Origin of the sequence: Aminipila terrae (genome assembly GCF_010120715.1) — a bacterium.
GTDB classification, from domain to species: Bacteria; Bacillota; Clostridia; order Peptostreptococcales; family Anaerovoracaceae; genus Aminipila; species Aminipila terrae.
Genome location: NZ_CP047591.1, coordinates 3,045,944 through 3,070,585 on the forward strand (window position 1 = coordinate 3,045,944; position 24,642 = coordinate 3,070,585).

A 24,642-nucleotide genomic window follows, 5' to 3' on the forward strand; every position below is an offset into this window, starting at 1 on the left:
AATTTTGGAAGGAGAATAAAGATGAGATTGAAAATTAACGAAGGATGTATCGGTTGTGGTTTGTGTGAAGGAACATGTCCTGAAGTCTTTTCTTTAAAGGATGACGGGAAAGCTCAAATTCATAAGCAGCCAGAACAAAATGAATTAAACAAAGTAAAAGAAGCTATAGAATTATGTCCCGCTGGAGTAATTGAACTATCCAACTGGTAAAGTAAACAATTCGTTTAAATCATTTCAGAGAAGTAGGAATCAATATAATACATTCTTAGAAATAGCAGCCATAACAGGCTGCTATTTTTAGTCAGGCCATTTTAAATCTAGAACCCCATACTCATATTTTATATACTGCAAAAAGAACGTAATGAATCATTATACTGGCAACTCAAAATGATTGCAAAATAAATAAGCAACCTAAAATGGTTGCATAATAAAAAAGCAACCTGAAAGGGTTGCTTTTGAAACAAAATGGTATATAATAAATTTGAGGTGATTAAGATGAAAAAATATTCAGCATTAATTATTGATTTAAAGAAATCCAGATCTTATATGACAATGGATAGAATTGATATACAAATTTATATAAAAGACACCATTTCCATTTTGAATAAGATTTTTAACAATGCTTTGCAGCTTGATGTAGTATTTAGCGCAGGGGATGAGATACAAGGGTTATTTGATTCCCCACAATCAGCTTATTTATATTTCCGTTTATTTAATATGCTGATTTCTCCCGTTGAAATCAGAGCAGGAATAGGAGTAGGAGAATGGAATATAAAAATTGACAGTGCCATTTCAACAGAGCAGGATGGACTAGCGTATCACAATGCAAGATATGCTATAAATAGTGTTGAAGATTCATTAGGATATTCCATTCTTTTATATTCTGGCGGCAAGAATGATATATATATTAACTCAGCAATTAATACAGCCACTATATTGGCTGGTAGTCAGAGTGAATATCAAAACGAACTATACCTTATGACAGAATTAATGTATCCCCTTGATGTAAACGGAGTAATTGATCAAAACAGTATTTTGCAATTAAATAGTTTAATTAAGAAAAAAAATCAGATGGCCTATTATACAAAATGGAAATCCAATAGAAGCATAAAAAAATATCCCCTAATGATAGAATTTGATTGTGAATTGGATGTGACTCCAATGGATGTTGAGGGATGTAAAGAAAGCTTTTTTGTTTCATCTGGAAGAATCAGAGGTTTATCTAAAAGATTATCGGAAATTCTGGGAACAAGCAGGCAGAATGTGGAAAAATCCATAAAAGCAGGAAACATTTATCAAGCAAGAAATTCCACTATTGTTGCATTAAAGTTGATGAAAGAATATATTGGAGGATAAATAATGCTGGCATTTTTACTTATAATCGGGCACTTAATTGGAGATTTTGTTTTACAAACCTCCCGAATGGCCACAGAAAAACAACAAAATTTTTCGAAATTATTACAACATTGTGGCATATATATGGTTGTGATATTTATAATTTTATTGATTTCTTCAAAACCTGTGGATGCTGTATGGATCAGCCTAATTATTGGAATGTCCCATTTTATGATTGATTTCTTTAGAAATCATGCGGATAAAAAATGTAATGATCGCATTAGCGTATTTTTATTCTTTATTGATCAAATTTTACATATTAGCATTTGTGTAATAGTTGTCTGGTGTTTTAATTTAAAAATTGATCTGAATACACCTATGGGCCTTATGGTTAAGACCTTTGGTGAAACAAATACAAGAAATTCAATAATATACGTATTGCTTTATTTGTCTATGTGTCAACCAGCTGCTGTTGCAATTAAAAAAATTCTATTATACATTGAAAACCAGGAGAACATGAAACCAGACAGTAATGATGTGACAACCTATAATGCCGGGTACATTATTGGAATTCTTGAAAGAATTATTATTACTACTTTAGTGTTACAGAATGAAGTATCCACAATAGGTTTTGTCCTGGCAGCAAAGAGTTTAGCCAGATATCAACAATTGGACCAACAAAAATTTGCAGAAAAATATTTAGTAGGTACCCTAGGCAGTGTGGTAATTGCTATTATAGTGACATTGGTTTTAAAGAACATGCTGGTAAGTGTTAGCTGAGTATAATATAATAATAGATAGCGCAGCCTATCAGGTAGTGTGACACCTGAATCCGAAATTTGTTTCGGTGGAATGACCCATATGGTTGGCAGACAACGGAAAAATCAGTCACGAAAGGAGGGTTTCAACTCTGCGGAGTTGTTGCTCTCCTTTTAAATTATAATGGTTACAATTAAATTACTTTAACAAATCGAAATAGGGATGGAAATAAAAAAATGAAACATAATTGGCTAATAATCTTAACTATTTGTATTTTGGTAACGGGATGTTCACCGCAACCGCAACAGGATAAACAACAGACTTCAACTAAACAGTCAGAGATTGCTGGAAGCGCAGCAGAAGTAAAATCATCTTCTGCTAAAAATCAACAGGCATCAGAAATGGCATCGGGAATAGACCAGCCCTTTAAAGGATATGAGAAGATTGTTGTAGATGGTGGGGATATGAGTGGATATCGTAAGGCAAATGTTGCTGTCGATATTGGTTTTGGTGACAGAGAATACTGGGCATTTACCAATAAGTATGGGCAGCTAGTAAAAGTTACAGCAAAAGAAATTATTTTGCAAGACGATAGGACTGAAGCTGTGACCGCAAATGGACGCTATTACAACGATGAAGCCGATGTTCCTGGAACTGAATGCGCAGATATGGATAAGGGACACATAATTGCAGACTCTCTTGGAGGAGTATCCAATGCTTATAATATTACGCCACAAGAAAGTACATTAAATCGCCATGGAGATCAGGCATATATGGAAAGGGTTATTCGTGATGCTGGTGGCTGTACAGACTTTGAAGCAACTATAACCTATCCAGACACAACAACGGAAATCCCTAGCCATTATCATTACACTTATAGATTAAAGGGCAATGTGGTTACGGATGACTTTGATAATGTTAATCCGGATAAAGTTAATAAAACCATATCAGAAAAAACTCAGTCTAAATCAACACAAAAATCTCCATCAAAGGAAAGCCATGATATATCTTCTATAGATAAAAATGGAGATGGTCAGGTGACCATAGCAGAAGCAAAAGCTGTTGGATTTAAAATGCCCATTACAAAAGAGCACTGGCTGTATCCATATATGGATGATCGTGACGGCGATGGAATGGTTGGTGAGTAAAAGGTTAGAATAAATTAATAAAAAGGGTAAGGTTAGAAACAGGCATCTACTACGAAGTAGGTGCCTGTTTTTGTTGTTTAATAGTTTAAATAGAGCTGATACGGAATATCCAAAAAGTTATAAAAAATCTATGACATTTCATGTCTCATAAAAAGTGTAAATTTATGTCGAAAAAACGAGAACTATGACGTCACAAAAAGTAAAAATGTAAAGTTATACTAAATTGTATGTTTATTTACAAATTTGAATGTGTATTGAAAAAGGAGTGTAAAAGTGAGAAAAATTATCTGTTTAACTATTTCTTTTATTTTGTTATTTTCCGGCACACCCGTCAGCTTTGCGGGGCAGACGGTCATTTACAAAGATGATGATTTAAAGCCGGTTTCTGTATCTTTCGAAGATAAAGAGTCACTGAACCATGTGAAGGTTTATTCTGACACGTCCGGAAGCAGCATTAATCTATCAACTAAAGGTGCCATTGCATCGGTCAGCCTTACGGATGACCGTGCAGAGGGAAACTATGCGGCCAAGGTCACTGTGGGCAGCAGCAGCAATAATAATAAAAATTTTATTATTAATCTTTTAGATTTTGGAAGTGCAGGCCTTGCTACTTCAAATTTCAGTAAGGTTACACTCAAAGTTAAGCCAGCCATGGGGGCTAAATCCATAAGATTTTATGCAAATTACCTATCATCTGATGGAAGCTGGGCAGCATCTCCTTCAGCGGTATCGATTCCATATACAGTTGGAGCAAATCTTGAAAGTGGCAAATGGAACACGGTTAATCTTGACCTTTCTGCCTTAGGACTCAGTCAATCTTGCAACACGATCCAGGCGGTGGTAAATGAAAAATCCACTTGGGAGTTTGATGACATTAAGCTCAAGCGGCAGCAAGCTGGAACCCTTGCCTTTTCAGAAGAGCAGAATGTGGCAAGCGGTGGAAGCATTGAAACCAATGAGAATGTAAAGCTTATGTATTATACAAGCGGCACTTCTGATTTGTCAAAAGGAAAGATTGCAGGCTTGAATATCGCTGCAGACAGAAGTGCTGCAAGTAAAACAGACAGCAGTGTGCAGCTTCTAAAAAGCGTCAGTAACATTCAGGCAGGCAAAGTTGCAAGCAGTGCTAACGGAAGAACGATCTATTACGTAAATCACGATGGAACAAAAGACGTAGTGTATCGATATGATCGAGGTACTGGAAACTCCATGGCACTTCCTGAATTTACAGCGGCATTAAAGACGTACTGGTCAATCAGCGATGAAATGAGAATCGCCATAGAACCTTGCAATAGAACAGTAGATCGCATTGATGCCAGTCCGGATGGGAATACTGTGGCTGCTTTAAAAAAAGGCGTAAAAATGCCTGCTGAGATGAATTCCAGCGCAATGATTAAAACAGACGTAATCGCATTCAACGATGGAAAATCCATATACAGAGCAGGGATACAAAGTACCTTTGCAAGTACGGCTTCAGCAGAGCTTAAAAATCAAAACTATTGGGGAATAGACAGCTTCTCCTTTGTTTCAAATTCACAAATCATTGAGAAAGAAAAATATTATGTGCTAAACGGTGGAACTTATCAGGCAACGGGAGCGGTAAGGTACAAAAGCTTTACTTTAAGCAATGATTCATACACTACGGCAACCATTGATGAAACAACATACCTGAATCTTTTGTCACGCCAAAGCCTGTCAAGTGATAACCAGTGCTTTGTATATAAGGTGGAAGCAGACAATGACACGAATAACTATGTAGTAAATAAGTATGGAGATGACAGAACCATCGGATATGATGCCAATAAAGTCACTGTAAGCTACACCGATACCACTGGAACTTCTCAGAACTCCACCGCTGTCACCCTCAAGTCTCAGATTGTGGGTATGTCTCCAGTGAACGCAGATAAAAACTTTGTGGTCGTTAAGACAAAGCCCAATACGTCCACAACGACGACGGAAAGCAACGCGGGTAACACAACCATCACAGGGGGAAGCATTTCAAAATCAACCTCCACAAATAACGGAACAACAACGACCAATACTAACAGCTCGACCACTACCACTGGCAGCAGCATTGGAAATACGACGACAAATGCAACCACCAACACAACGGAAGTGGCAGGCATGAGTAATTTGATTATAAACGGGAACTTTGAAAATGGGACTACTGGATGGGTGGCAAACGCTAAAGCCTCCTTATTATCTAATGGCATCGCAAGATTTACTGTTGGGTATAAATGGGGCAGTATTGGTAGCACAGCTCGAATCTCATCAAATGAGGGTGATAGGATTTATTTTCGAGCAAAAATAAAAGCTCCATATAGTGGTGTTTGTACAGGGCTTTCAGCACAATCTGGTGGAAACGGTCTGATAACCGGAATCTCTTCCCCATTGGTAACGGGTAACTTTGAATTAACAAGTGGAATATATGTCTCAGGCACAATTGGACATATAACTGATTTTTATTTCCTAATATGTGATAACAATGAATCAAATTGGAAAGAAATTCAAGCCAAAGAATGTATAGCTGTTAACTTAACGCGGGTATTTGGTGTGGGCAACGAACCAACAAAAGAATGGTGTGATGAACATCTTTCATATAACAATTTAATTAATAGCGTGAATGGAACGGCAACAACCAGTTCGGCTGTAACGAGTGGAACGCAGGATACTTCTGTAAATTCCAGCACCTCCTCCTCAACGACACAGTCGGACCAGCAAAAAAACAACTCCAGTGTAACGTCCTCCAATAACCTGAGCCAGTCGGCTTCAGAAAATGAATGGCGAAGTACAGAAACCACCTCCAGCACTACCAACACATCAACCGTGGCTCGATACGACTGGTATGCTATTGACATCAATAAGGGAACGGCAGTACCCCTTGACTTTGACTATGACAACGGCATCATAACAGAGGTCAGTCAGGCGGGAACGGTGATGGTGATTACTTATGTAGCAAACGGCACCACGTATACCTATCGTTATGACACACTTACAAAGAAGCTGTATAACGATGCAGACGGACTTGAAAGCATGAAATTCAACCTTTATTTATCTACCAAGCAGCCGGATGGAAGATATACGGACAAGAAGATTGTAAGCTTGAAATCAAATATTACCGATATCAAAACTAATGGCAAAGCAGAGGTTGCCTTTGTTAAGCTTCAGGATAACAAATGGTATATGGTAAACACCAAGACCGGCTCGGTAGCGGAGCTAAAGCTAGACCTGAACAATGCCCAGGTACTTTATGTAACAGAAGACAATAAACTATTCCTTTATGATACCAATTCCAGATATGCCGTTTATGATCCGGCAACGGATTCGTTAAAAGAAGTGAGGCCTGCAGATGCAGCAAATGACAAATTCCTGGTTGTTGATAGTGGTAGGCAGATTCTTTATCGCACAACGGCGGGAGCACTTAAAAGTAAATATCTGGAGGACGTGAAGGCGGATTCCGGTCAGTATTATCTGGTTTCCTTTGACGGAAAAAATACATGGCAGACATATAAGTATGGAAAATGGCAGACCGTTTGTAATGGGGATAAACTGACAGAAAACAGCATGAAACAGTATGGTATGAGCCTCTCAGAGGTCAATGCACTGGAAACTTCCGATTTTGAACCCCTATATGATGGAAATCGTCAGATATACAGCTTAGATTTAGCTGCAATGCTTCGTGATGGAAGCTATTACGGAAGCCAGAGTATCGACTCCGTACACTGGTTCCTGGATCAGGATTCAAACGACAATCCACTCTATGGTAAGAAAACATTCTTTGCAAAAGCGGTGGATATGACTGCAGACAATGCAAGGATTATCGATAAGATTCTGATTCATGAAACTGGACCGGCTGATTTCACAGGATATTACTTCTTTGAGAAGGACGGAAAATATTTTTACTATGACGAAAATGGATGGAAAGACGGAGAAAGTGACAACATTTCAGCCATGCTGAAAGACGTTGAAGGGCGATATGTTGATATTACTTTAAGCGGCATGACCAAAAAGGAAGTAATGGCAATTCCAGCATCTAAACTTACAGAGCGGTTTGTCAATAAAGAGACTTCAGGCGGAGCGATAAACTTCCGGTTAATTTATTGCAGCAGGATTGACGATGAAGCAATTGATAAGTACATATCAACACCGGAGCTTGCAGTGGAACAGAATGTATTTTCAAGCAAACCATACAAAATCATCATTCGTCAGACTGACGGAAAGGAAATCGTATATACGAACCTGACAAAGGATCAGGCGGAAGACTTCATGGCTTGGATTCAGCAAAGACAGGCTGGCTACGGAAATGTATTTTACCGCATGGTAACGGACAGCGTTGATGAGTTCATCAATTATTACATGATTGTTAACGTGCACGCAGAACGAGAAAAATAAAGCTCCTGCATCTGAAAAACCATGGAGGAAACTTACAAATGAAAAAACGATTCCATTTATCATATATAAGAGGGGTAGTCCTATCCCTCTTGATTCTCTCTGTGCTTTGTTATACCGCAGCAGCACTTGAGCAGCCGAAAATAGCTAAAAAAGATACCGTGTCCATGAGTGACACCCTGTCAGATATGCAAAATAAGGCTTTAAACTGTAAGTACAGCACAGAGCTGAACGCACCTTTCAATCAGGCAAGCAGCGGCATCAACGAGGATATTCGTCTTGATACGGGAGAACTTTCCATTGGAACAGAACTTGTATCTGCCCCAGGGAAAAATGGGCTTGATTTTAAGCTGTCCTTAAACTATTCTTCCGGTGATGCGTCTCTTTACGCAGAAAGCACAGCGGATGAGGGCGGAGCCAAGATTATTTTGAAAGGACAAACTCTCATTGCATACTATGACAGCTTCAGACCCGACGGCGGTTATGTAAATACGGTGGGCGTTCCCTATACCGGTAAAATCGGTCAACAAAAGACCATAGAGGGGAAATTTACTGAAAAAGAAACAGGAAACCGACTTTTGTTTACTGGTCGATACTGTTATGCTGGAAACGAAAAAAAGCTCTTTTCAACAAACGGAATGAGAAATGTCAAAAGAGCACTTTCTGAAACGGAAGCCAGCAATACCTTTGGGATAGGCTGGTCCATTGCCATGCCAAAGCTCCGAATCGATGGGGAGCATATCTATGTTACTTTAGACAGCGGACAAACCTATCAGGCGGACTTTTCCAAACAGTCCGGACTAAAGGATTATGAGCTGACCAACGTTAGCTTTTCCCACTATACCGGTGCGGAAACGGCAAAAGCAGTGTCGGCATATAAGCTTGCTTATGCCAACGGATATCGTCTCTATTTTGACAAGGCGGGTCTTCTGATTGAGGAAGAAGATCTTTACAAAAATCGGATTACCTACGACTATGATGACGAGAAAAACCTGATTAAAATGACTGACAGTGTTGGAAGGACCATAGACCTTGCCTATACAGCAGATACCGTTACCATTAAATACGGAGACAAAATCAGTAAGCTCATAAAAGAAGAAATTGCACCGGGCAAATGGGTGCTGGCAAAGTACATCGACCCCTTGGGAAACACCGTAAGCTACAGCTACAACCTCAAAGCAGCAGGCTTCGATTTGATTGGTGCAGGGCAGAAAGCAGAAAATCAATCGGCACTGCTTACCGGGGTCCATTATGAGAATGGGCTTTCCACTCACTATGAATACCTTTGTGCAACCAAAAACATGGGCAGTGGCACCTTGGACTACTACAAGGTTTCAAAACGTTATGAAACTGAAAAGACAAAGGCTATAGCGGCAGAGGGCAGGAAAAATGTCTTCACTTATTCCTACCTTCATGAGCCGGACGGATACCCCAATTACACAAAAGGAGCTGTTTTGCCGGACAGTTACACTTATACGACAAGAGAATCTGACGAGCTTGGTGCAATCAAGGATTATACATATAACAACCAGCATCAGCTTGTGCTGGAAGTAACCCAGATAAAAGGGGAGCAATCCATTCCTACGGGTAGTGCTCTTTCAATAGCACAAAGTAAGTACGGCGTTCTTCCTGAACATACCTTAAAAGAAGTAAACTGTACCTTCTACTACAAAAAACTGAACCTCCCAGAAAAGGTCTCAAAATATACCTACGGAAATGAGGGTGACGTAAACGAAACGGCGGATTATTACAGCTATGATAATAAGGGAAACCTCACAAGCTACAGTACACCTAAAGAGGATACACCGGAGAGCAGGCAGCTTTATACGAAAACCACCTGGTATGATCCTGCATACAACGTGAAGGTAGGAGAGGTATACAGAAAAGATCAGAATACAACAATTACGGCCATCAACATTCTGGACCCTAAAGGCAAGGATATCATAGAAACAGATATTTATGCTAACGGCGTATTCCAGAAAAAAGCCACCTTTGAGTACGATGCAAATCACAACCTGATTGCAAGTAGAATCTACGATACGGGGAGCAACAAGCTATTAAAGACAGAAACCTACGGATATGATGAAGAAGGTCTTTATCAGGTCAGAAGCACGCTGGAGAAGATACAGCTTGGTAAAGACCGAAAGGAAAATATCATCCAGGAATACCGGCATGACCGATACAGCGGAGAGCTGCTGTCACAGACCGACCCGAAAGGAAATGTGACCAAATATACCTATGACAAGCTGGATCGAGTTCTGGTTTTGACCAATCCAGATAGAACCACAATCAACTATGCTTATGATGATAAAAACAACATTCTCACCACTGTGGATGAAGCCGGAGAGTCGATAAAGTATTCCTATTCCCCAATTGGTAACCTTTCAGAGATTGGTTATCCAACAGAAGGCATTACAGCAAGGAAAAAGACCTATGATTCCTATAACCGTCTTATGACGGATGAAAATGCAAACGGTACAAAAGCCGTCTATTCCTACGACGGTCTTTCAAGACTGACAGCTGTTTCCCTTTATGACAAAACAGGCACGTTGTTGTCAAGAAAAGAAGTGGCCTATGACTTTGCGCACAGGGAAAAGAAAACAAATGCCATGTATACCAAGGTGAGTATCACACAGAAGGGAAAACTTTCTGGCAGGGAAACCTCTGGAGGAGCCATTCAAACACTTCAAGCAGCAGAAAGTGACCTTGTCAAAAACTACTATTACAACCGATACGGGGAACTGGAAAAAGAAGGTCAGATTTCGGATGAGGGCGAGCTTACAGAAAGCTATACCTACGACCTTGCCGGAAATGTACTGACATACAGGGATAAGCTGGGGCAGAAATCAAGCTATCAGTATGACATTTTTGACAACCTGATTAAAGAAACCAATCCAAAGAACCTTTCCACCGCTTATCATTACGATGGACTTTTCAACGTGGACAGGGTAACCGATGCAAACGGTATAAACTACCGCTACAAATACAATCAGGTTGGACAGCTGATTTCAGAGGAACTTCCCTATCAGGGGCAGGAAACCTCAGTAAGCTATGCAGAATATGACCGGACCGGAAATCTCATAAGAGATATCAACGCTCTGGGACAAAAGCAAGATTACAGTTATGACCCAAGAGGGCGCCTCCTTTCCGTAACCCAGTATGACCAGGGGAAAAAGGAAATCAGAACTCTTTATGACTATGATAAGGCAGGAAGACTTCTAACCGTCAGAAAGGGCGTGACAAAAGATGGAGATAATTCCTGTCAGAAGCTGAGATATGAGTACAACGGACTTGGCGACCTGCTATCAGAGACTGACGAGAGTGGAAACACTACCCACTATGAATACGATAATGAAGGTCAGCGTATCAAGCAGACTGACCGAAACGGAGTTATAACCAATTTCACCTATGATGGACTGGGAAGACTGACCCAGAAGAAAAACAATCAGGACCAGGATAAAAACGCCGTTACCTTTGAATACAACCTCCTTGGAAACCTGATTCGGACAACGGATGAAACAGGCACCACCGATTACAGCTACGATCAACTGGCAAGAGTGATACAGGAGCAGATTATAGGAAAGAATCAAGGGGAAACTGCAGGCTCCGGGATTGTGGTGAAAAAGTACGGATACGATAAACTTTCAAGAGTAACAAGCTTTGAAATTTACAACAACAGTACTCTTGAACAGGGGGTAGAATATGGATATAATGAGTTAGGACAGATGACGTCCCTACGGGAGGGCGGAGCAAACTACGGGTATGAATATGACAAGGTGGGACGGCTTGTAAAAGAAATTAATCCTGTGACTAATGTGGATACCACCTATACTTACTATACCTCTGGAGATGTGAAAAGTATCCTCACGGATCGAATGGAAAACAGCGCATTTGAATCCATTTCTACAGCTCCTGCCATAGAGGAGACAGAATACGAATATGACAAACTGGGTAACGTCCTTACTAAACTGGAAAACAAAGTAAGCTATACTTACAGCTACGACAGGCTGAATCGGCTTTCCACTGCAAGCCATGACAACATGACAGAGAGCTACAGCTACGACAAGTACGGAAATTTACTGAAGCAGCAGACTGCACTGAAGCAGCCCACAGGCTCCTCGATTAATCTCCTGACCACTACCACAGACTACAGCTACGATGCAAGTAATCGTCTGACAAAGATGCGGTATGATGAAGGTGAGGCTTCCTACAGCGTAAAGACCAGTACCTACCTTTCTTACGACAAGGAAGGAAACCTGACTGAAAAGAGCAAGTGGAATGAAAGCGGCATGTATGGCGGCAGTAAAGGGGAGACGGACTATTACCGCTACAACGGATTTAACCAGCTTTCTGAGTTTGAGAAAGATACGGGATTATCCCAAAACGACAAGTATTACTACTACTACAACGCCGGCGGACTTCGGGCAAAGAAGGTAAAAGAAGACCTTGGCGCAGAAAACGGTAGCGGAACGAGAAGTGCAGACCTAGATAAGAACTCCGATGTTTCCGGAATGGCAACTCAGCTCACTGCACCTAAAAAAGCGTTTACAACGAATTATTATTATAACGGGGGCAAGCTTGTTCTTGAAACAGACGGAGAAGGAACGACCACAGCAAAGACCCTCCACGGAATCCATCTCATCAAAAGAGAGGTCATGAACGTGCAGGGTATAGGCATGGCTCCCGCTCAGGGGAGTTCATGGGGAACTTCTTCTAATGCCACACCTGGCAGCACTGTGGATAAGAACGGCAATATGACCTACTTCTTTGTTCAGAACAGCAGGGGAGATGTTATAAAGCTGCTCAATGAAAACGGCGATATCATAAGGGACTATGAATATGAACCCTTTGGAAAAGAACAGGACGTTAAGACCAACGGCTACGGAGCAGATTATTTCGCTGCCAAGTGGAAGCAGGAAGTGGAAGACAACGCTATTGATAATCCGTTTCGATTTGGTGGAGAATACAAGGACGAAGAATCAGGGAACTACTACCTAAGAGCAAGGTACTACGATCCTGAAACACAGCGGTTCACACAGGAGGATACATATAAGGGCGATTATAAAGACCCAATGAGCCAGAACAGCTATGCTTTCTGCGGGAATAGTCCGATTAATAGCATTGACCCAACGGGGCTTAAAACTGTAAAAGCTCAGTCCAATGGTAAGGCACCTAAAGGTTTAAAAAAAGGTGATATAGTAAAGACAGCGGGTGGTAACTATAGGATTACGAGTGTTAATAAGGATGGTAGCTATAAATCGAAACTGGATAAGAAGAGCAGCTCATCATCAAATAAATCAACAGCTTCAAGTGGTTCTTCCAGGCGTAGTTCGGCATCTGTGCCTGTTACGGTTACTTTAAAAAATGGAACGACTGTAAAGGCAACGATTAAAAATGGAGTGACTACTCTAACAAATGGCAGTAGACCGCCAGCAGGAGCAGTTGTTCATACGGCTGGCGGAGACTATAAAATGACTGCTAACGGCGGTGTAAAAGTATCTAGAGTAACAACAAATTCAAAAAACACTGGAGCACTAATTGCAATGGGTGGCACCACTTCGGTATATACATCAGGAGCAGGCAGAGGATTATCAATCTCTGGAGAATCACTAATATCTGGAGCATCAAGTCTGGCAAGGAGATTTGCTGGAGTGGGGGTGTTTTTATATATTTGGGATAAATCTACGATTGTAGTTGATTCGGGAGATTATTATAACGGGATTGACTACTCTAAATCACATAAAGATTCTCGATTATTTGGTGAGCCAGGGGATATAAATGTTGAAGGGGATAAAAAAACAAAGATAGGTGAGGGTGGCAGAGCTAGTGATGAAAGGCACAATACTACTCATGGAAATCCGAAATTGCATACAAATCCGCATGACCATGAAATTACTTGGGATGAAAATGGAAATCCCCACTGGGGACCACCAATTAATTATCCTAACGGTGCGCCCGAATTTAAATAATATTGAGTATGAGGAGGTATTTAAATGGAAGATAAATTTGATTCAATACAAGAACTTTATGAAAATATTAGGCGGGGTGGAGAAGTTGAGTTTACGTATGACGGGAAAAAATATTCAATTACACACTCAGAGATAAACAGTGAAGAAAAAATATACGTAATGGAGCAGAATAATTATGATTCTTTAATTATTTTCTATTCAGCAGAAGAAATAGGTAAATATTGTATTGGGACAAAAAGGCTTGAAGATATAGCTACAAAGGTTCAAGTTACATTTAGATGCTTTTAAACTCAGCTTATACATTATCAACAGTAATTTAATCCTCCAGTGAATCCACCTGATTAAACGAGAGGTCATGAATGTACAGGGTACCGGACTGACAAAGACACAAGGGGGCGCCTGGAGAACTTCTGAAAGTGCCGTGCCTGGCAGCGCTATCGATAAGAACGGCAATATGACCTACTTCTTTGTTCAGAACAGCAGGGGAGACGTTATAAAGCTGCTCAATGAAAACGGCGATATTATAAGGGATTATGAATATGAACCCTTTGGAAAAGGACAGAACGGCTACGGAGCAGATTATTTCGCTGCCAAGTGGAAGCAGGAAGTGGAAGATAACGCCAGCGACAATCCGTTCTGATTCGGGGGCGAATACAAGGACAATGAGTCGGGGAACTACTACCTAAGAGCAAGGTACTACGATCCTGAAACACAGCGGTTTACACAGGAGGATACATATAAGGGTACATTGGGTAACCCAATGAGCCAGAACGGTTATGCATTCTGCTCTAACGACCTAATTAATAATATTGACCCGAGTGGGCATGAGAATGCAAGGTTGACCATGTCGACCATTCATAAGAAGAAGCCAGCGCCAAAGCCAAAACCAAAACCAGAACCAAAACCGAAGTCAATTCAGAAACCAGCACCAAAATCAACAACTAAGAAAGATAATGGAAACGGTACAGTAACAATAAAATACTATAGCCATGGCCAAACACAAACAATTACAGCAGATAAAAATGTTAATCCGAAGGCTATGGCACAAGGAGCATTGCGAAGGCGAACGAATATGCAAAACAGAACGCTGCAAACAGCATTGGCTCTTCATACTGTGGAACAAAAACTAAATCTGATTCTGCTACGACGCTTGGTAAAAAAACAGTAAACATTTATACAACCACACTTGCTAATAACGATAAGTATAAAAACACATTAAATTATCAAGCGGGATACTTTGGGATGAGTGTCGCAATGATAGCAGGTTCAGCCGCTTTGGAGGGTGGGAGCAACGTATTAGAAAATGCCAACTTTGCTCAAAAAACCTTTAGTAATACTTTTAGTCCAGAAGGTATTAAGAAGTATTCTGAGCTAGCAGGTCAACCAATAAAAACTATCGATGATTTAGCAGCAGCATTAAAATCTGGTAAAGTTAGTCCTTCTAATCTTCCTGTAGAGTACATTGTCAGAGATGGAAATACATTGATATTAAACACTAGAACTTCACAGGCATTGATACAAGCAGGAATACCTAGAAGCCAGTGGAGTACAATCAATCAAACTGGGAACGAGTTCTTTGAGGACTTGTTAACAGGTCAATTATCTAGAAACGGTCTCACATCTGCGGGCACACCAACGGTTAGACCAAGTGGGGTACAAAATAATGCAAATTAACAAATTATGGTCACTACCAATACTTTCTTCAGAAATTGAGGAAGGAGTTACTATCAGCAGCGATGGTATGGATATAATTCTAAGTTTCAAATGTGCATTTGAAAATGACAGGCAAAAGAATTATGAAATCAGATTTGAGTCCGTATTATGTCATATGCATACATCAGAACGATTCACTCCAAAAATGTTTGATTCTTATGACACCTTGGTAAGTTTGGAGGAATCTGAATGGCTTGATAATCTCAAAATCCTTAATTCTAGAGATTTTGATTTTTGGAAGCCCAAGCATTTTGTTATATATTTCGACGGTTCAGGGCAGTATCAATTTATAGCACGTGAATTCGTCGTTAGTGAAAAAGAGGTAGAATAAGTGAACTATCAAGAATTAAGTAAAGAAGTATCATATGCATTAAGACATGCACCTTGGGAATATGAGCTTGAACTAGATGATGATGGCTGGGTAGGTGTTGACCAATTACTGACAGCACTAAGGCTAAACCCCAAATGGAGCAAGGTTATAGTTTCTGATTTGGAACTTATGATATCTGAATCGAAGAAGAAAAGGCATGAGATTGCTGATGGTAGAATTAGAGCTTTTTATGGACATTCTGTACCAGATAAGATTCTAAAGAACGAAGCAACCCCACCTGCAATTTTGTATCATGGAACTGCGAGGAAGGTTAAAATTTCTATTTTGCAAGAAGGCTTAAAGCCAAAGCAAAGACAGTATGTGCATCTATCTCAAGATATTGAAACTGCAATGCTAGTTGGGAAACGTAGAGATTCTGATCCCATTATTTTTGTAATTGATGCTAAACTCGCTAATGAAAATGGAGTTAAGTTTTATCTCGGAAATGAAAAAGTGTGGCTTGCAGACGTTATTCCTCCACAGTATCTAAACACTATTGAAAATGAGTGATTATTGTTACATCCACCTAGTGTACACCTAAAAAACGGCTTAAAATAGCGGTTTTACAGCATTTCCGACCACCTACTTGACACACAAAGGGTCATCTCGACCACGTCATAAACATCTTACAATCGTCGGCGTCGCAGGCGATTGTGCTTTGTCGCAGGCGCAAGGCGACCACGCAGCTTTATCCTGCACAGTAATAATATTTTGAGCAGGCAGTGGTTTTGCCAAAAAGGCGAAGTGGAACGCTCGCCAAATTCGCCCCAAACAGGCATTACTAATCGCCAGTGGTATCCTTTTACTCCACTTGGGATGAGAAAACGCCACACAGGGCCAACGTGTGCGACAGGTGAGCAACGAAACACCTAAGCCAGTAACAGCAATGCTATCAGCAAATATTGGTTAAGCCTCTGCTGCTAAATCAGTCTTTCACAAAGCCCCAAAATCGGCGTTTATCATCCTCAGTGGCATCCCTTGCTGGACTTGGGACTAGAAAATGCGATACAGGGCGAACGTGGGGCACACAAAGGCAAGATTATCACTTAGACCAGTCACGCCAACGATTTAAGATTAGAATCAGAATTTCTTCCCAAAATCATGATTGAGTTCTTGATGAGCAAAAATTGGTACAAAGTTGAAAGATTAAGGAGGTTACCTAATGACAGTAAATGAATTGAGGGTTATCATATCAAAAAATAATAAAATACCAAGCGATTGTTATTCCCTTGATGGCGGACTGCCAAACGAGGCATTTTGTATCGCTCATTTATCAGGGAAATGGGAAGTTTATTATAGTGAAAGAGGTAAAAAATCTAATTTAAAGACTTTTGAAATGGAATCAGAAGCTTGTGAATACTTTTATGAACGACTTCAGAAAATGTTACGGTTAAATTGATGTGGATTCATAACTTTTATATAAGTATAAGTCATAAAAACTTCTGTATTCAAAATACGGAAAAACGCAGTTCAATCTGCATTCATTAGGAGGACTAAATGAGAAAGTATTACTATAAAATTTACATTCATCTAATCAGTGCATTGTCTTTCTTGTTAGGCATAGTTTTCTTTATTCTTATTACAGATGATAACCGAAGGATTTCTGATTATTTTCTTTTGGTTATAAGCACAATTGCCCTATTTGCATTTGTAGATAATATTTTAACTTTTTATGAAGTTAATAATGAAAGGGTAGTACTTAAGAGTCTAACGAGAAAAATAAGCATAACTTTCACAGAGGTTCAATGTATTGTTGAACAGCCAGCTGGAAAACTTGTTGGTCGATCAATAGGAGTCTTTGGGAAGGATAACCACAGGAAAATATTAATTACTGCGTGGACCAGAAACTATGAAGAACTAGTAGGTGTAGTTGTCAAAAAATATATAGAGATGAAGCATGATAATATTGATAATGTTGACGTTAGGGTTTTAGAATTAGTAAAGTATAAAGAATAGTTTACTTTATTAATTAAAAATAATCCAGGAAGCAACCCATTATATAATCAATCCACTGCTGATACAAAAGAAAAAACGAGGGATTTATTATCCAATTCGTTTAGGAAATAAAGGGAGATAAATATGTCAAAAAAAACAAATCAAAAAGCAAAGGTTGAATTTCGAAATACAATATTATTTTGTCTTATTCTTGATTGGGGTTTTCATTCATGATGTACGGCGGAACCTTCATAAAAGACGACCAACCATCTTTCTTTATTATTGGACTATTAATAACTGTATGTGTCATTAAACCTATAGTGGGGGATTATGCTATTTTAATAACTCTTGGATACAACAGGAAAAAAAGATTCCACTGTATTTTGGTATTTCTACAACATTATATTCGCTAATGTTTTTTATGATGTTTTACGATTTACTTGGTAACGATGCACTATTAAAAATGCTATTTGGTGTTGTTGGATTCATATTTGTAGGAGGGGTGTTCTATTATATAGATATGGTGTTTATATAGGTAAGTATAAGAATAAATCTGGAAAGCCTAATTATGCATTAATTGGTACAATTACAATCGCTGGAGGTATTATATTCAATAAATTTATGGACAGTCAAACACTGGATATTCAGAAATTCACAGTGGAAACGATAGCATTAATAATGGCATATATATTTGGATTGGGGGGATTTTACTAATTGAATATTTTATCTTTCCTAAGATTATCCGAAGGTAATTTGATTATATCATTAACGAAAAAATATTAATGTAGTCAATTAACCATCAATGCTGAAACTCTTCAATCGCAATGATGGGCAAATTGACCTTGAAACCGGTATTTACTACCACTTTATCTTGACTTAATATTAAAAAATCTTTAGAGCATATATAATAAAAGAACAAATTATCATTCTCAAATAAACAATTGAAGGATCTGAAATGGAAATTATAATTAAACAATCAAAATTAAAGTATAACTATGAATATAAGATATACTCTCAATCTAATTTATTGCTGTTAGGAAAGGCAAATAGAACAATATTTCCTTCTAAAAGAAAGATTGAAATATCGTACCCGAATGGTAATATTGTTTGCACTTTAAAACAAGAAAATGATTTTAAGTACATATTGAGCTGTATACCTATAATAAATCTGTTGAAAATATGCGCATGCCCTTATATTTTGTATTTTAATAACCAAAATAAAGGATATTTTATGCAACAAGGATTTTGGAATAGAGATATAGTGGGAATCATAGGTAATAACAAAATAGCCATAAAGGCTCATACTGGTAATTATATTTCGATTCATTTTAATAATGAGCAAGTGGCATTAGCTAAAAAGAATGTATATAAAAAGTTTGATGCCGATGAATATTTGGTAAATTATAATAAAGACCAAAGAATGGAAGTAATAAGCATAATATATATTTTGGTAGATATCATATGGTACACATCAGATGATACTCTGTATTCTAATAGCTTGGAGTATAAGATAGTTTTTAATGATGATTTTAATAAAAATTGGAAGGCCAAGTAATGTACAAGGCTAAAATCATTTAGTTGACAAGTGGAGGAACGGAGCAAAATTATTGCAAAAGAAGGATAATTGATAAGATTTTCCGTCCCTTATTCTATTCATGCTAAAAAATGTGATGCTAATAGAGGATGTATTATAATTAATATGATGAAAAATACTGCTAATAAGATGAGGCACTAAATTACTGTATTAAGTTCTCTTTTTATCATTTTGGGTTTTTTTATCTCTCTTGGGACAACTAATTTTCTTAAGTACCATATAATAGTAAAATTGGGTAGGTGCGAAGACACCAATCTCCCCCAAAATACCAGAAAGCAAACAACTGATTCCTAACGGATTATCGGCCGCAGTGGGTACTCTTTGCTGTATCAGAGGTTAAAACAGATCAAAAATCTAAGGTATGTGGCAACCATATCCTGAGGAAAGTGGTTGGCAATTACAGCAACAATTGATTATGCGACATCATCTGCAATTGATAAAGGGCAAAACTACTTATATGATAAACTAAAAATTAATTAGAAAGAGTGCTAAAATGAAGAGATTTATATTTAAGAGAAAAATACATATAGCAAATGTAATGTCAGTTTTAATTATTTTGTCAATATTTTTCATAATAAATATGATAGATAACAGACCAGAAAATTATATATTGATATTATTTGTATCTATCGCTGCTTTTAATTTGATTAATAGTTTTTTTGCCTGTTACGAAGTTAATAATGAAAGGTTAGTACTAAAAAGTCTAACGAAAAAAATAAGCATAGATTTAACTGATATTCAATGTATTGTTGAACAGCCAGCTGGAAAACTTGTTGGTCGATCAATAGGAGTCCTTGCGAAGGATAACCACAGGAAAATATTAATTACTGCGTGGACTAAAAACTATGAAGAACTAATAGATGTAGTCGTCAAGAAATATATAGACATGAAGCACGATAACATTGATAACGTTGATGTTAGGGTTTTAGAATTAATAAAGTATAAGAAAGAGGTGGTAACAAATTCCTTAGCTGATACATTTAGAAAGTAGGATGGTGATAAACATTGTCAAAAAGAAACGAAGATAAAAAGACTTTAGAAGGACTGTATTTTCATTTTTAATTTTTGATTGGGGATTTTCGTTTGTAGTGTGGGAGCTCTTTATAGTTTTAAGAAAAAATAGGCGTGGGTTTTATTATCGTAGCATTAAGCATTTGCATTATAAAGCCTATACTTGGATTTTTGGTAGGTGAGCATCAGGATTTTCCAGCTGAACGTGTGGGCTCATACTATTTGGGTGTATCCTTCGAGTTATATTCGCTTATGTTCTTATGGCTGTCTTACATGGTATTACATAATGATACAAATTTCTCAAATATATTTTTAATTGGTGGAATTTTGGGATACATTGTGATTATGATTGTTCTCGTATATTATCGGTTTAACGTGGCAATTGGTAAATTTAAGAACAGGTCGGGTGCTCCTAATTATAAGATAATTGGAATCATGACAATAGTAGGAGGATTTGCGTTAAATTATTTTACAGATAATATGGGGCAAGGCGTAAATGCAATCTTAATAACTTTTGGAACATTGGTGATATCCTATATATTTAGTATAGGTGGTGTTTTACTAATTGAACATATTTTTTCCCTAAATTAATAAAGAAATAAAGTCTTAATTCTTTGTTCAGAACAGCAGGGGAGATGTTATAAAGCTGCTCAATGAAAACGGCGATATCATCAGGGAGTATGAATATGAGCCATTTGAATAACAGTATAACTTATGCAAAGCATCAGGATGCTTATCATGTAGACCCAATGAAATATTTGGGAGAATAGGAAGAGGGAAAATGAAGAAGTATAGATTAGAGAAGGCTATATGCTTGCTTATTTCTGTGATTATCGTTTTTTCGGGTTGCAACACTGGTAGGGAAACACAAAAAGATTTAAATAGCAGTGAAACTTCAGAAAGTGCTGTTCAAAATCATTCCTCTGGAGATAAGACTTCCAAAAGTGCCATTCAGAGTAATACATTAAATAATAATTGCTGGAAAAATGTAAAAAAGTATTCTGCCTATATCGGTAAAACGATCTTTAAAGTGTCAGAAGAACATGGAAATATGAATTATAACTGGTATGGAGATACCAACCAATCTGCAAATGCGATGGACAATGTGATATTCTATTTTCCAAAATTGGTTTGGAATAATTCGACTTGTTCAGCAGTAGCTGTTGAGGGAGATAATATTTTATCTGACAAAGTGCAAAGTTTCGATTCCAAGGATATGGAGACTTATTTTGGAATAGGATATACCCATCACAATGCAGATGAAAGTGGAAAAGGTTATTATGAATATGATATTGATAATTTAAGAGTAATAATTTATGACACTCCAAAAGGGGGAATTGAGCCAGCAACAATGTATGTGCTTATAGAATCAATGGATGAGACTGCGGGAATTTCAGAGATAATGAGTAAAAACAGTGAAAATGCTAAGGTTTCTGAGCCACAGCTAAGAAAGGCAAGCAAATGGAATGGCGTTAGGGGATACATAAATAAAATTGGGAAAAGTAAGAAGGAAGTATTAGTTGATGGCGTTAGTTGGAAAGAAAATACAGCCTCTAACTATTATGAAGACCCGAACAGTAACATTGGATATACCTTTGATAAATCAGATATATGTTGTTACATATGTTTGCCTATGAATCTTTTAATGAGTGCACAAAATAATGGAAAATTAGAAATGGAAGACATTGCAGAACATTTTAATCTGCCTTTTTCATGGTTTGTTTATGAGGATGTTGGTTATCAATATTACTTTGAGGATATCGTCGTTGGCATCCCGTCTGATATTAGAGGGCAGGTAAGTGAAAGTGCAATAATATCAATATCAAAAAGAACCAAATAGTTGACATTTGAATAGTCGCAACGCAACAAAAAATTAGCTCTCCGGAGGCAGGGAACCTCGGGTATAATTGACTTAAGCAAAAATGAGGTGATTAAAAAGGGGGCTACGAGTATACCTACAAGTTGAAAGTTCCCACTGGGGGTGCGCATACACGTGTATATGGTCGGATTGGCGAAGACGGAACATTGATATTTGATTTGATAAAAAAGGACTGAGGTAGATTAATATGAAATTGACTCTTATTGAAGAACAATTTAACAAAATATTTGATTTTGAAGCATTACTTGAGCAATCAAAAAAATATATTGAAAAAGCATTGCAGAATAGTGAATCGAATTTTTTATCGGATGAAGCAAACATTGACGATGATTTGCTCAAAGAAATCAGGATTGAATACAATAAAACGAGCATTTTTATTAATAATGCTGAGAGAATGCCGTATTTTAGGTTGGAATTCTATTTGCATAAGAGTGCTTCAGTACGCCCTATGTATATTTATGAAATTGAGTTCAATTGTGAAGGCCAATTCGCTGATGAATATTTTCTTGAGTACTAATGTGCTACTTTGTTTTGAACAATAAAAAATGAATGTATGATTTAACATTATGAGGATGGACTAGACGAGTTCATCCTCATAGTTTTTGAGCTAACCACAGCTCCTGCTATAGAGCAGGCAGAATATGAACAGGAAATAGCCTTACTGGTAAGACACCAAATTCCTGGATAGCAACGTATTCATATCCAACAAATGGGGTCACATTCACCTACATTGGTGATCATATGAAATAATTATTATTCGTAACATACAACCCGTTAAATATGGAGGTAAATATCATGAAGCAAAAAGTAGCTATTTTGTTAATTTTACTAATAGTTTCACTGACTTTCGCTGCTTGTAGTACTATAACTTCGGCTAACCAAGCAACAGCGGACTCTGACAGTAGTAAGCCTATTAGTATACCTGAATTTTTCAACGATCTTGGGAAGACTCTTAATACATTGAAAAAGGAACATCCTAGGGATGAGATTCTTATTCAGAATGATGGATTGCCGGATTCTGCCACTGCAAGCTTTGGAGGATCTGAAGGTAAATATGCATATTTCTTTTTCGATGGTCAAGACACTAATTTTGAAGATGTCATGGGCAAATACGGAAATCAATTAAAATGCTCTGGTTTTATAACAACCGCAGACGTTCTTTCCCCAGAAATGGAAGATGACATGACTTTTTCGGATTTTTTATCATTGATAGGGGTATCCGATTATGAATACGGTTCTAAAGAAGGCTCAATACAAGGGTGGTTAAATTTTAAATACAACAATATGGTCGTATGGATAAACACAAATGAAGCCACCACACACGGTGGCTGGGAATTTACGGCTATAGAAAGAGTCAAAAAAAGTGCTCCGGTTGTTATTTATGATGAAGAAATATATCATCAAAACTATAACCTAGCTAATACGGCTAGTCCGAGTGAACAATAAAAAGTAAAAGATTGTAGTGTGGCTTGATAGCATAATAGAATATAAAATGCATTAAGATAGCAGATGGAGGGGTTAGGTTTATTATGCTGCTATATTAGAAGAAATACACAAAACCTTTGAAAACAGCTTAGATTCAACGCTTGTGTATGGTATAATAAACGCATGAAAAATACTTTATGCAAATGTTGAGTTTTGGCACATAAATACAGATCTTTTTAAAGAACTTTGTTTACTGATTAATAAAATAACAAGGAAAGAGCTTAAACTTAACTGTGATTGGTTATATCCTGAAGAAGAGAGCGAATTTCTTGGTAGAATAGAGCATTTAAAAATTTTACTAGATAAATGATTATTTCGAAGAATTGCAAATTATAATCTTGCTAAAAGTAGCAGCAAAGTTGTCAAGGGTGGTAGTAAGGCTGAAAACTACAGCACTTCAGAATTATTATCCTTTTAATGATGATGCATTAGGAGAAGTAAAAAGAGAATTTTTAATGCCTGGACAAAGAATTGTTAGATTTGGAAAAATGAGTGGAAAATATTTTGCTACAGAAGGAAATCAGTTGCAAGTATATTTAAGAACCCAAGATACGTGGATGAAGTTGCTAATTTAATAAAGCGATTATCAAAGGAACTGGTGGCGGCCGAGGTGCGGTCAAATAATTTATGAAACATCAAATGATGGAACTTACAAAATTATTGAGATTGTAACCGGACATAAATATTAAGGGGAATGGATATGAAAATGAAACATTTACTTTTAGAGGTTTATTGTGATTGTAAAGATAAAACCAAGCCTTTATACTGCACTCACGGAATAGGATGGCCTGGAAGTCATTGTTTTGAAAACAATTGCAAGTATCTTAGTTATACAAATTGCCCAAATGAAATTGCGTATGCAGGTACTACCGGTGTGGTTGAGAAAATAGAGCATTTTATAGGATTTGGCGGTGATATGTACCCAGAAAACTGTGATGAAGAAAGTGAAAGATTTCTTATACAGAAATGGCAAGAAATATGTGAGGAGAAAATTGCTGAAGCATACAAGCAATTTAAATCCAAATATTAAAACGCTCAACCCAGTGACAGCAATG

Annotated in this window: 21 protein-coding genes and 1 pseudogene; all 22 read left to right on the forward strand. The window is 37.7% G+C overall.

What is annotated here, in order from left to right:
• The first annotated feature begins 21 nt into the window (after nt 1-21).
• The 22 genes and pseudogenes from Ami3637_RS14650 (at nt 22) to Ami3637_RS14755 (ending at nt 24,617) form a co-directional block, all read left to right on the forward strand.
• Nucleotides 22-210 carry a ferredoxin gene (locus Ami3637_RS14650; RefSeq protein WP_162363208.1) on the forward strand — a complete coding sequence of 63 codons (189 nt, stop codon included), beginning with the start codon at nt 22-24 and terminating at the stop codon, nt 208-210.
• Between the two features lie 285 nt (nt 211-495).
• The gene (locus tag Ami3637_RS14655; RefSeq protein ID WP_162363209.1) at nt 496-1,356 is read left to right on the forward strand and encodes a SatD family protein; all 861 of its coding nucleotides are present in this window, start codon (nt 496-498) and stop codon (nt 1,354-1,356) included.
• 3 nt (nt 1,357-1,359) lie between these two features.
• The gene (locus Ami3637_RS14660) at nt 1,360-2,115 is read left to right on the forward strand and encodes a DUF3307 domain-containing protein (RefSeq protein ID WP_162363210.1); all 756 of its coding nucleotides are present in this window, start codon (nt 1,360-1,362) and stop codon (nt 2,113-2,115) included.
• Nucleotides 2,116-2,330: 215 nt separating this feature from the next.
• Complete coding sequence (locus tag Ami3637_RS14665) at nt 2,331-3,242, forward strand: DNA/RNA non-specific endonuclease (protein WP_162363211.1); 912 nt, start codon at nt 2,331-2,333, stop codon at nt 3,240-3,242.
• 273 nt (nt 3,243-3,515) lie between these two features.
• On the forward strand, nt 3,516-7,634 hold the full coding sequence (locus tag Ami3637_RS14670) for a hypothetical protein (protein ID WP_162363212.1): 4,119 nt from the start codon (nt 3,516-3,518) through the stop codon (nt 7,632-7,634).
• Between the two features lie 38 nt (nt 7,635-7,672).
• The gene (locus tag Ami3637_RS14675; protein ID WP_162363213.1) at nt 7,673-13,600 is read left to right on the forward strand and encodes an RHS repeat-associated core domain-containing protein; all 5,928 of its coding nucleotides are present in this window, start codon (nt 7,673-7,675) and stop codon (nt 13,598-13,600) included.
• Nucleotides 13,601-13,624: 24 nt separating this feature from the next.
• A complete protein-coding gene (locus Ami3637_RS14680; RefSeq protein ID WP_162363214.1) occupies nt 13,625-13,888 on the forward strand; it encodes a hypothetical protein in 264 nt (87 codons plus the stop codon).
• A 67-nt stretch (nt 13,889-13,955) separates the two neighbouring features.
• Nucleotides 13,956-14,240 carry a hypothetical protein gene (locus Ami3637_RS14685; protein WP_162363215.1) on the forward strand — a complete coding sequence of 95 codons (285 nt, stop codon included), beginning with the start codon at nt 13,956-13,958 and terminating at the stop codon, nt 14,238-14,240.
• Nucleotides 14,241-14,252: 12 nt separating this feature from the next.
• Nucleotides 14,253-14,768 (forward strand): annotated as a pseudogene (locus Ami3637_RS14690) (RHS repeat-associated core domain-containing protein); the annotation flags it as partial.
• Nucleotides 14,769-14,854: 86 nt separating this feature from the next.
• On the forward strand, nt 14,855-15,274 hold the full coding sequence (locus Ami3637_RS14695) for a hypothetical protein (protein ID WP_162363216.1): 420 nt from the start codon (nt 14,855-14,857) through the stop codon (nt 15,272-15,274).
• Between the two features lie 67 nt (nt 15,275-15,341).
• On the forward strand, nt 15,342-15,644 hold the full coding sequence (locus Ami3637_RS14700) for a hypothetical protein (protein WP_162363217.1): 303 nt from the start codon (nt 15,342-15,344) through the stop codon (nt 15,642-15,644).
• Nucleotides 15,645-16,193 carry an RNA 2'-phosphotransferase gene (locus Ami3637_RS14705; RefSeq protein WP_162363218.1) on the forward strand — a complete coding sequence of 183 codons (549 nt, stop codon included), beginning with the start codon at nt 15,645-15,647 and terminating at the stop codon, nt 16,191-16,193.
• 652 nt (nt 16,194-16,845) lie between these two features.
• On the forward strand, nt 16,846-17,082 hold the full coding sequence (locus Ami3637_RS14710) for a hypothetical protein (RefSeq protein ID WP_162363219.1): 237 nt from the start codon (nt 16,846-16,848) through the stop codon (nt 17,080-17,082).
• A gap of 98 nt (nt 17,083-17,180) precedes the next feature.
• Complete coding sequence (locus tag Ami3637_RS14715) at nt 17,181-17,639, forward strand: YdbT family protein (protein ID WP_162363220.1); 459 nt, start codon at nt 17,181-17,183, stop codon at nt 17,637-17,639.
• A 934-nt stretch (nt 17,640-18,573) separates the two neighbouring features.
• Nucleotides 18,574-19,173 (forward strand): hypothetical protein, encoded by a 600-nt coding sequence (locus Ami3637_RS14720; RefSeq protein ID WP_162363221.1) that lies wholly within the window; start codon nt 18,574-18,576, stop codon nt 19,171-19,173.
• Between the two features lie 532 nt (nt 19,174-19,705).
• Entirely contained in the window at nt 19,706-20,203 is a 498-nt protein-coding gene (locus tag Ami3637_RS14725; RefSeq protein ID WP_162363222.1) for a hypothetical protein, read from the forward strand.
• Nucleotides 20,204-20,337: 134 nt separating this feature from the next.
• Nucleotides 20,338-20,814 (forward strand): hypothetical protein, encoded by a 477-nt coding sequence (locus Ami3637_RS14730; protein WP_162363223.1) that lies wholly within the window; start codon nt 20,338-20,340, stop codon nt 20,812-20,814.
• A gap of 190 nt (nt 20,815-21,004) precedes the next feature.
• Entirely contained in the window at nt 21,005-22,063 is a 1,059-nt protein-coding gene (locus Ami3637_RS14735; RefSeq protein ID WP_162363224.1) for a hypothetical protein, read from the forward strand.
• Nucleotides 22,064-22,289: 226 nt separating this feature from the next.
• Entirely contained in the window at nt 22,290-22,619 is a 330-nt protein-coding gene (locus Ami3637_RS14740; RefSeq protein ID WP_162363225.1) for a hypothetical protein, read from the forward strand.
• Between the two features lie 278 nt (nt 22,620-22,897).
• Nucleotides 22,898-23,548 (forward strand): hypothetical protein, encoded by a 651-nt coding sequence (locus Ami3637_RS14745; RefSeq protein ID WP_162363226.1) that lies wholly within the window; start codon nt 22,898-22,900, stop codon nt 23,546-23,548.
• Between the two features lie 377 nt (nt 23,549-23,925).
• Entirely contained in the window at nt 23,926-24,162 is a 237-nt protein-coding gene (locus tag Ami3637_RS14750) for a hypothetical protein (RefSeq protein WP_162363227.1), read from the forward strand.
• 125 nt (nt 24,163-24,287) lie between these two features.
• Complete coding sequence (locus Ami3637_RS14755) at nt 24,288-24,617, forward strand: hypothetical protein (protein WP_162363228.1); 330 nt, start codon at nt 24,288-24,290, stop codon at nt 24,615-24,617.
• Nucleotides 24,618-24,642: the final 25 nt, after the last annotated feature.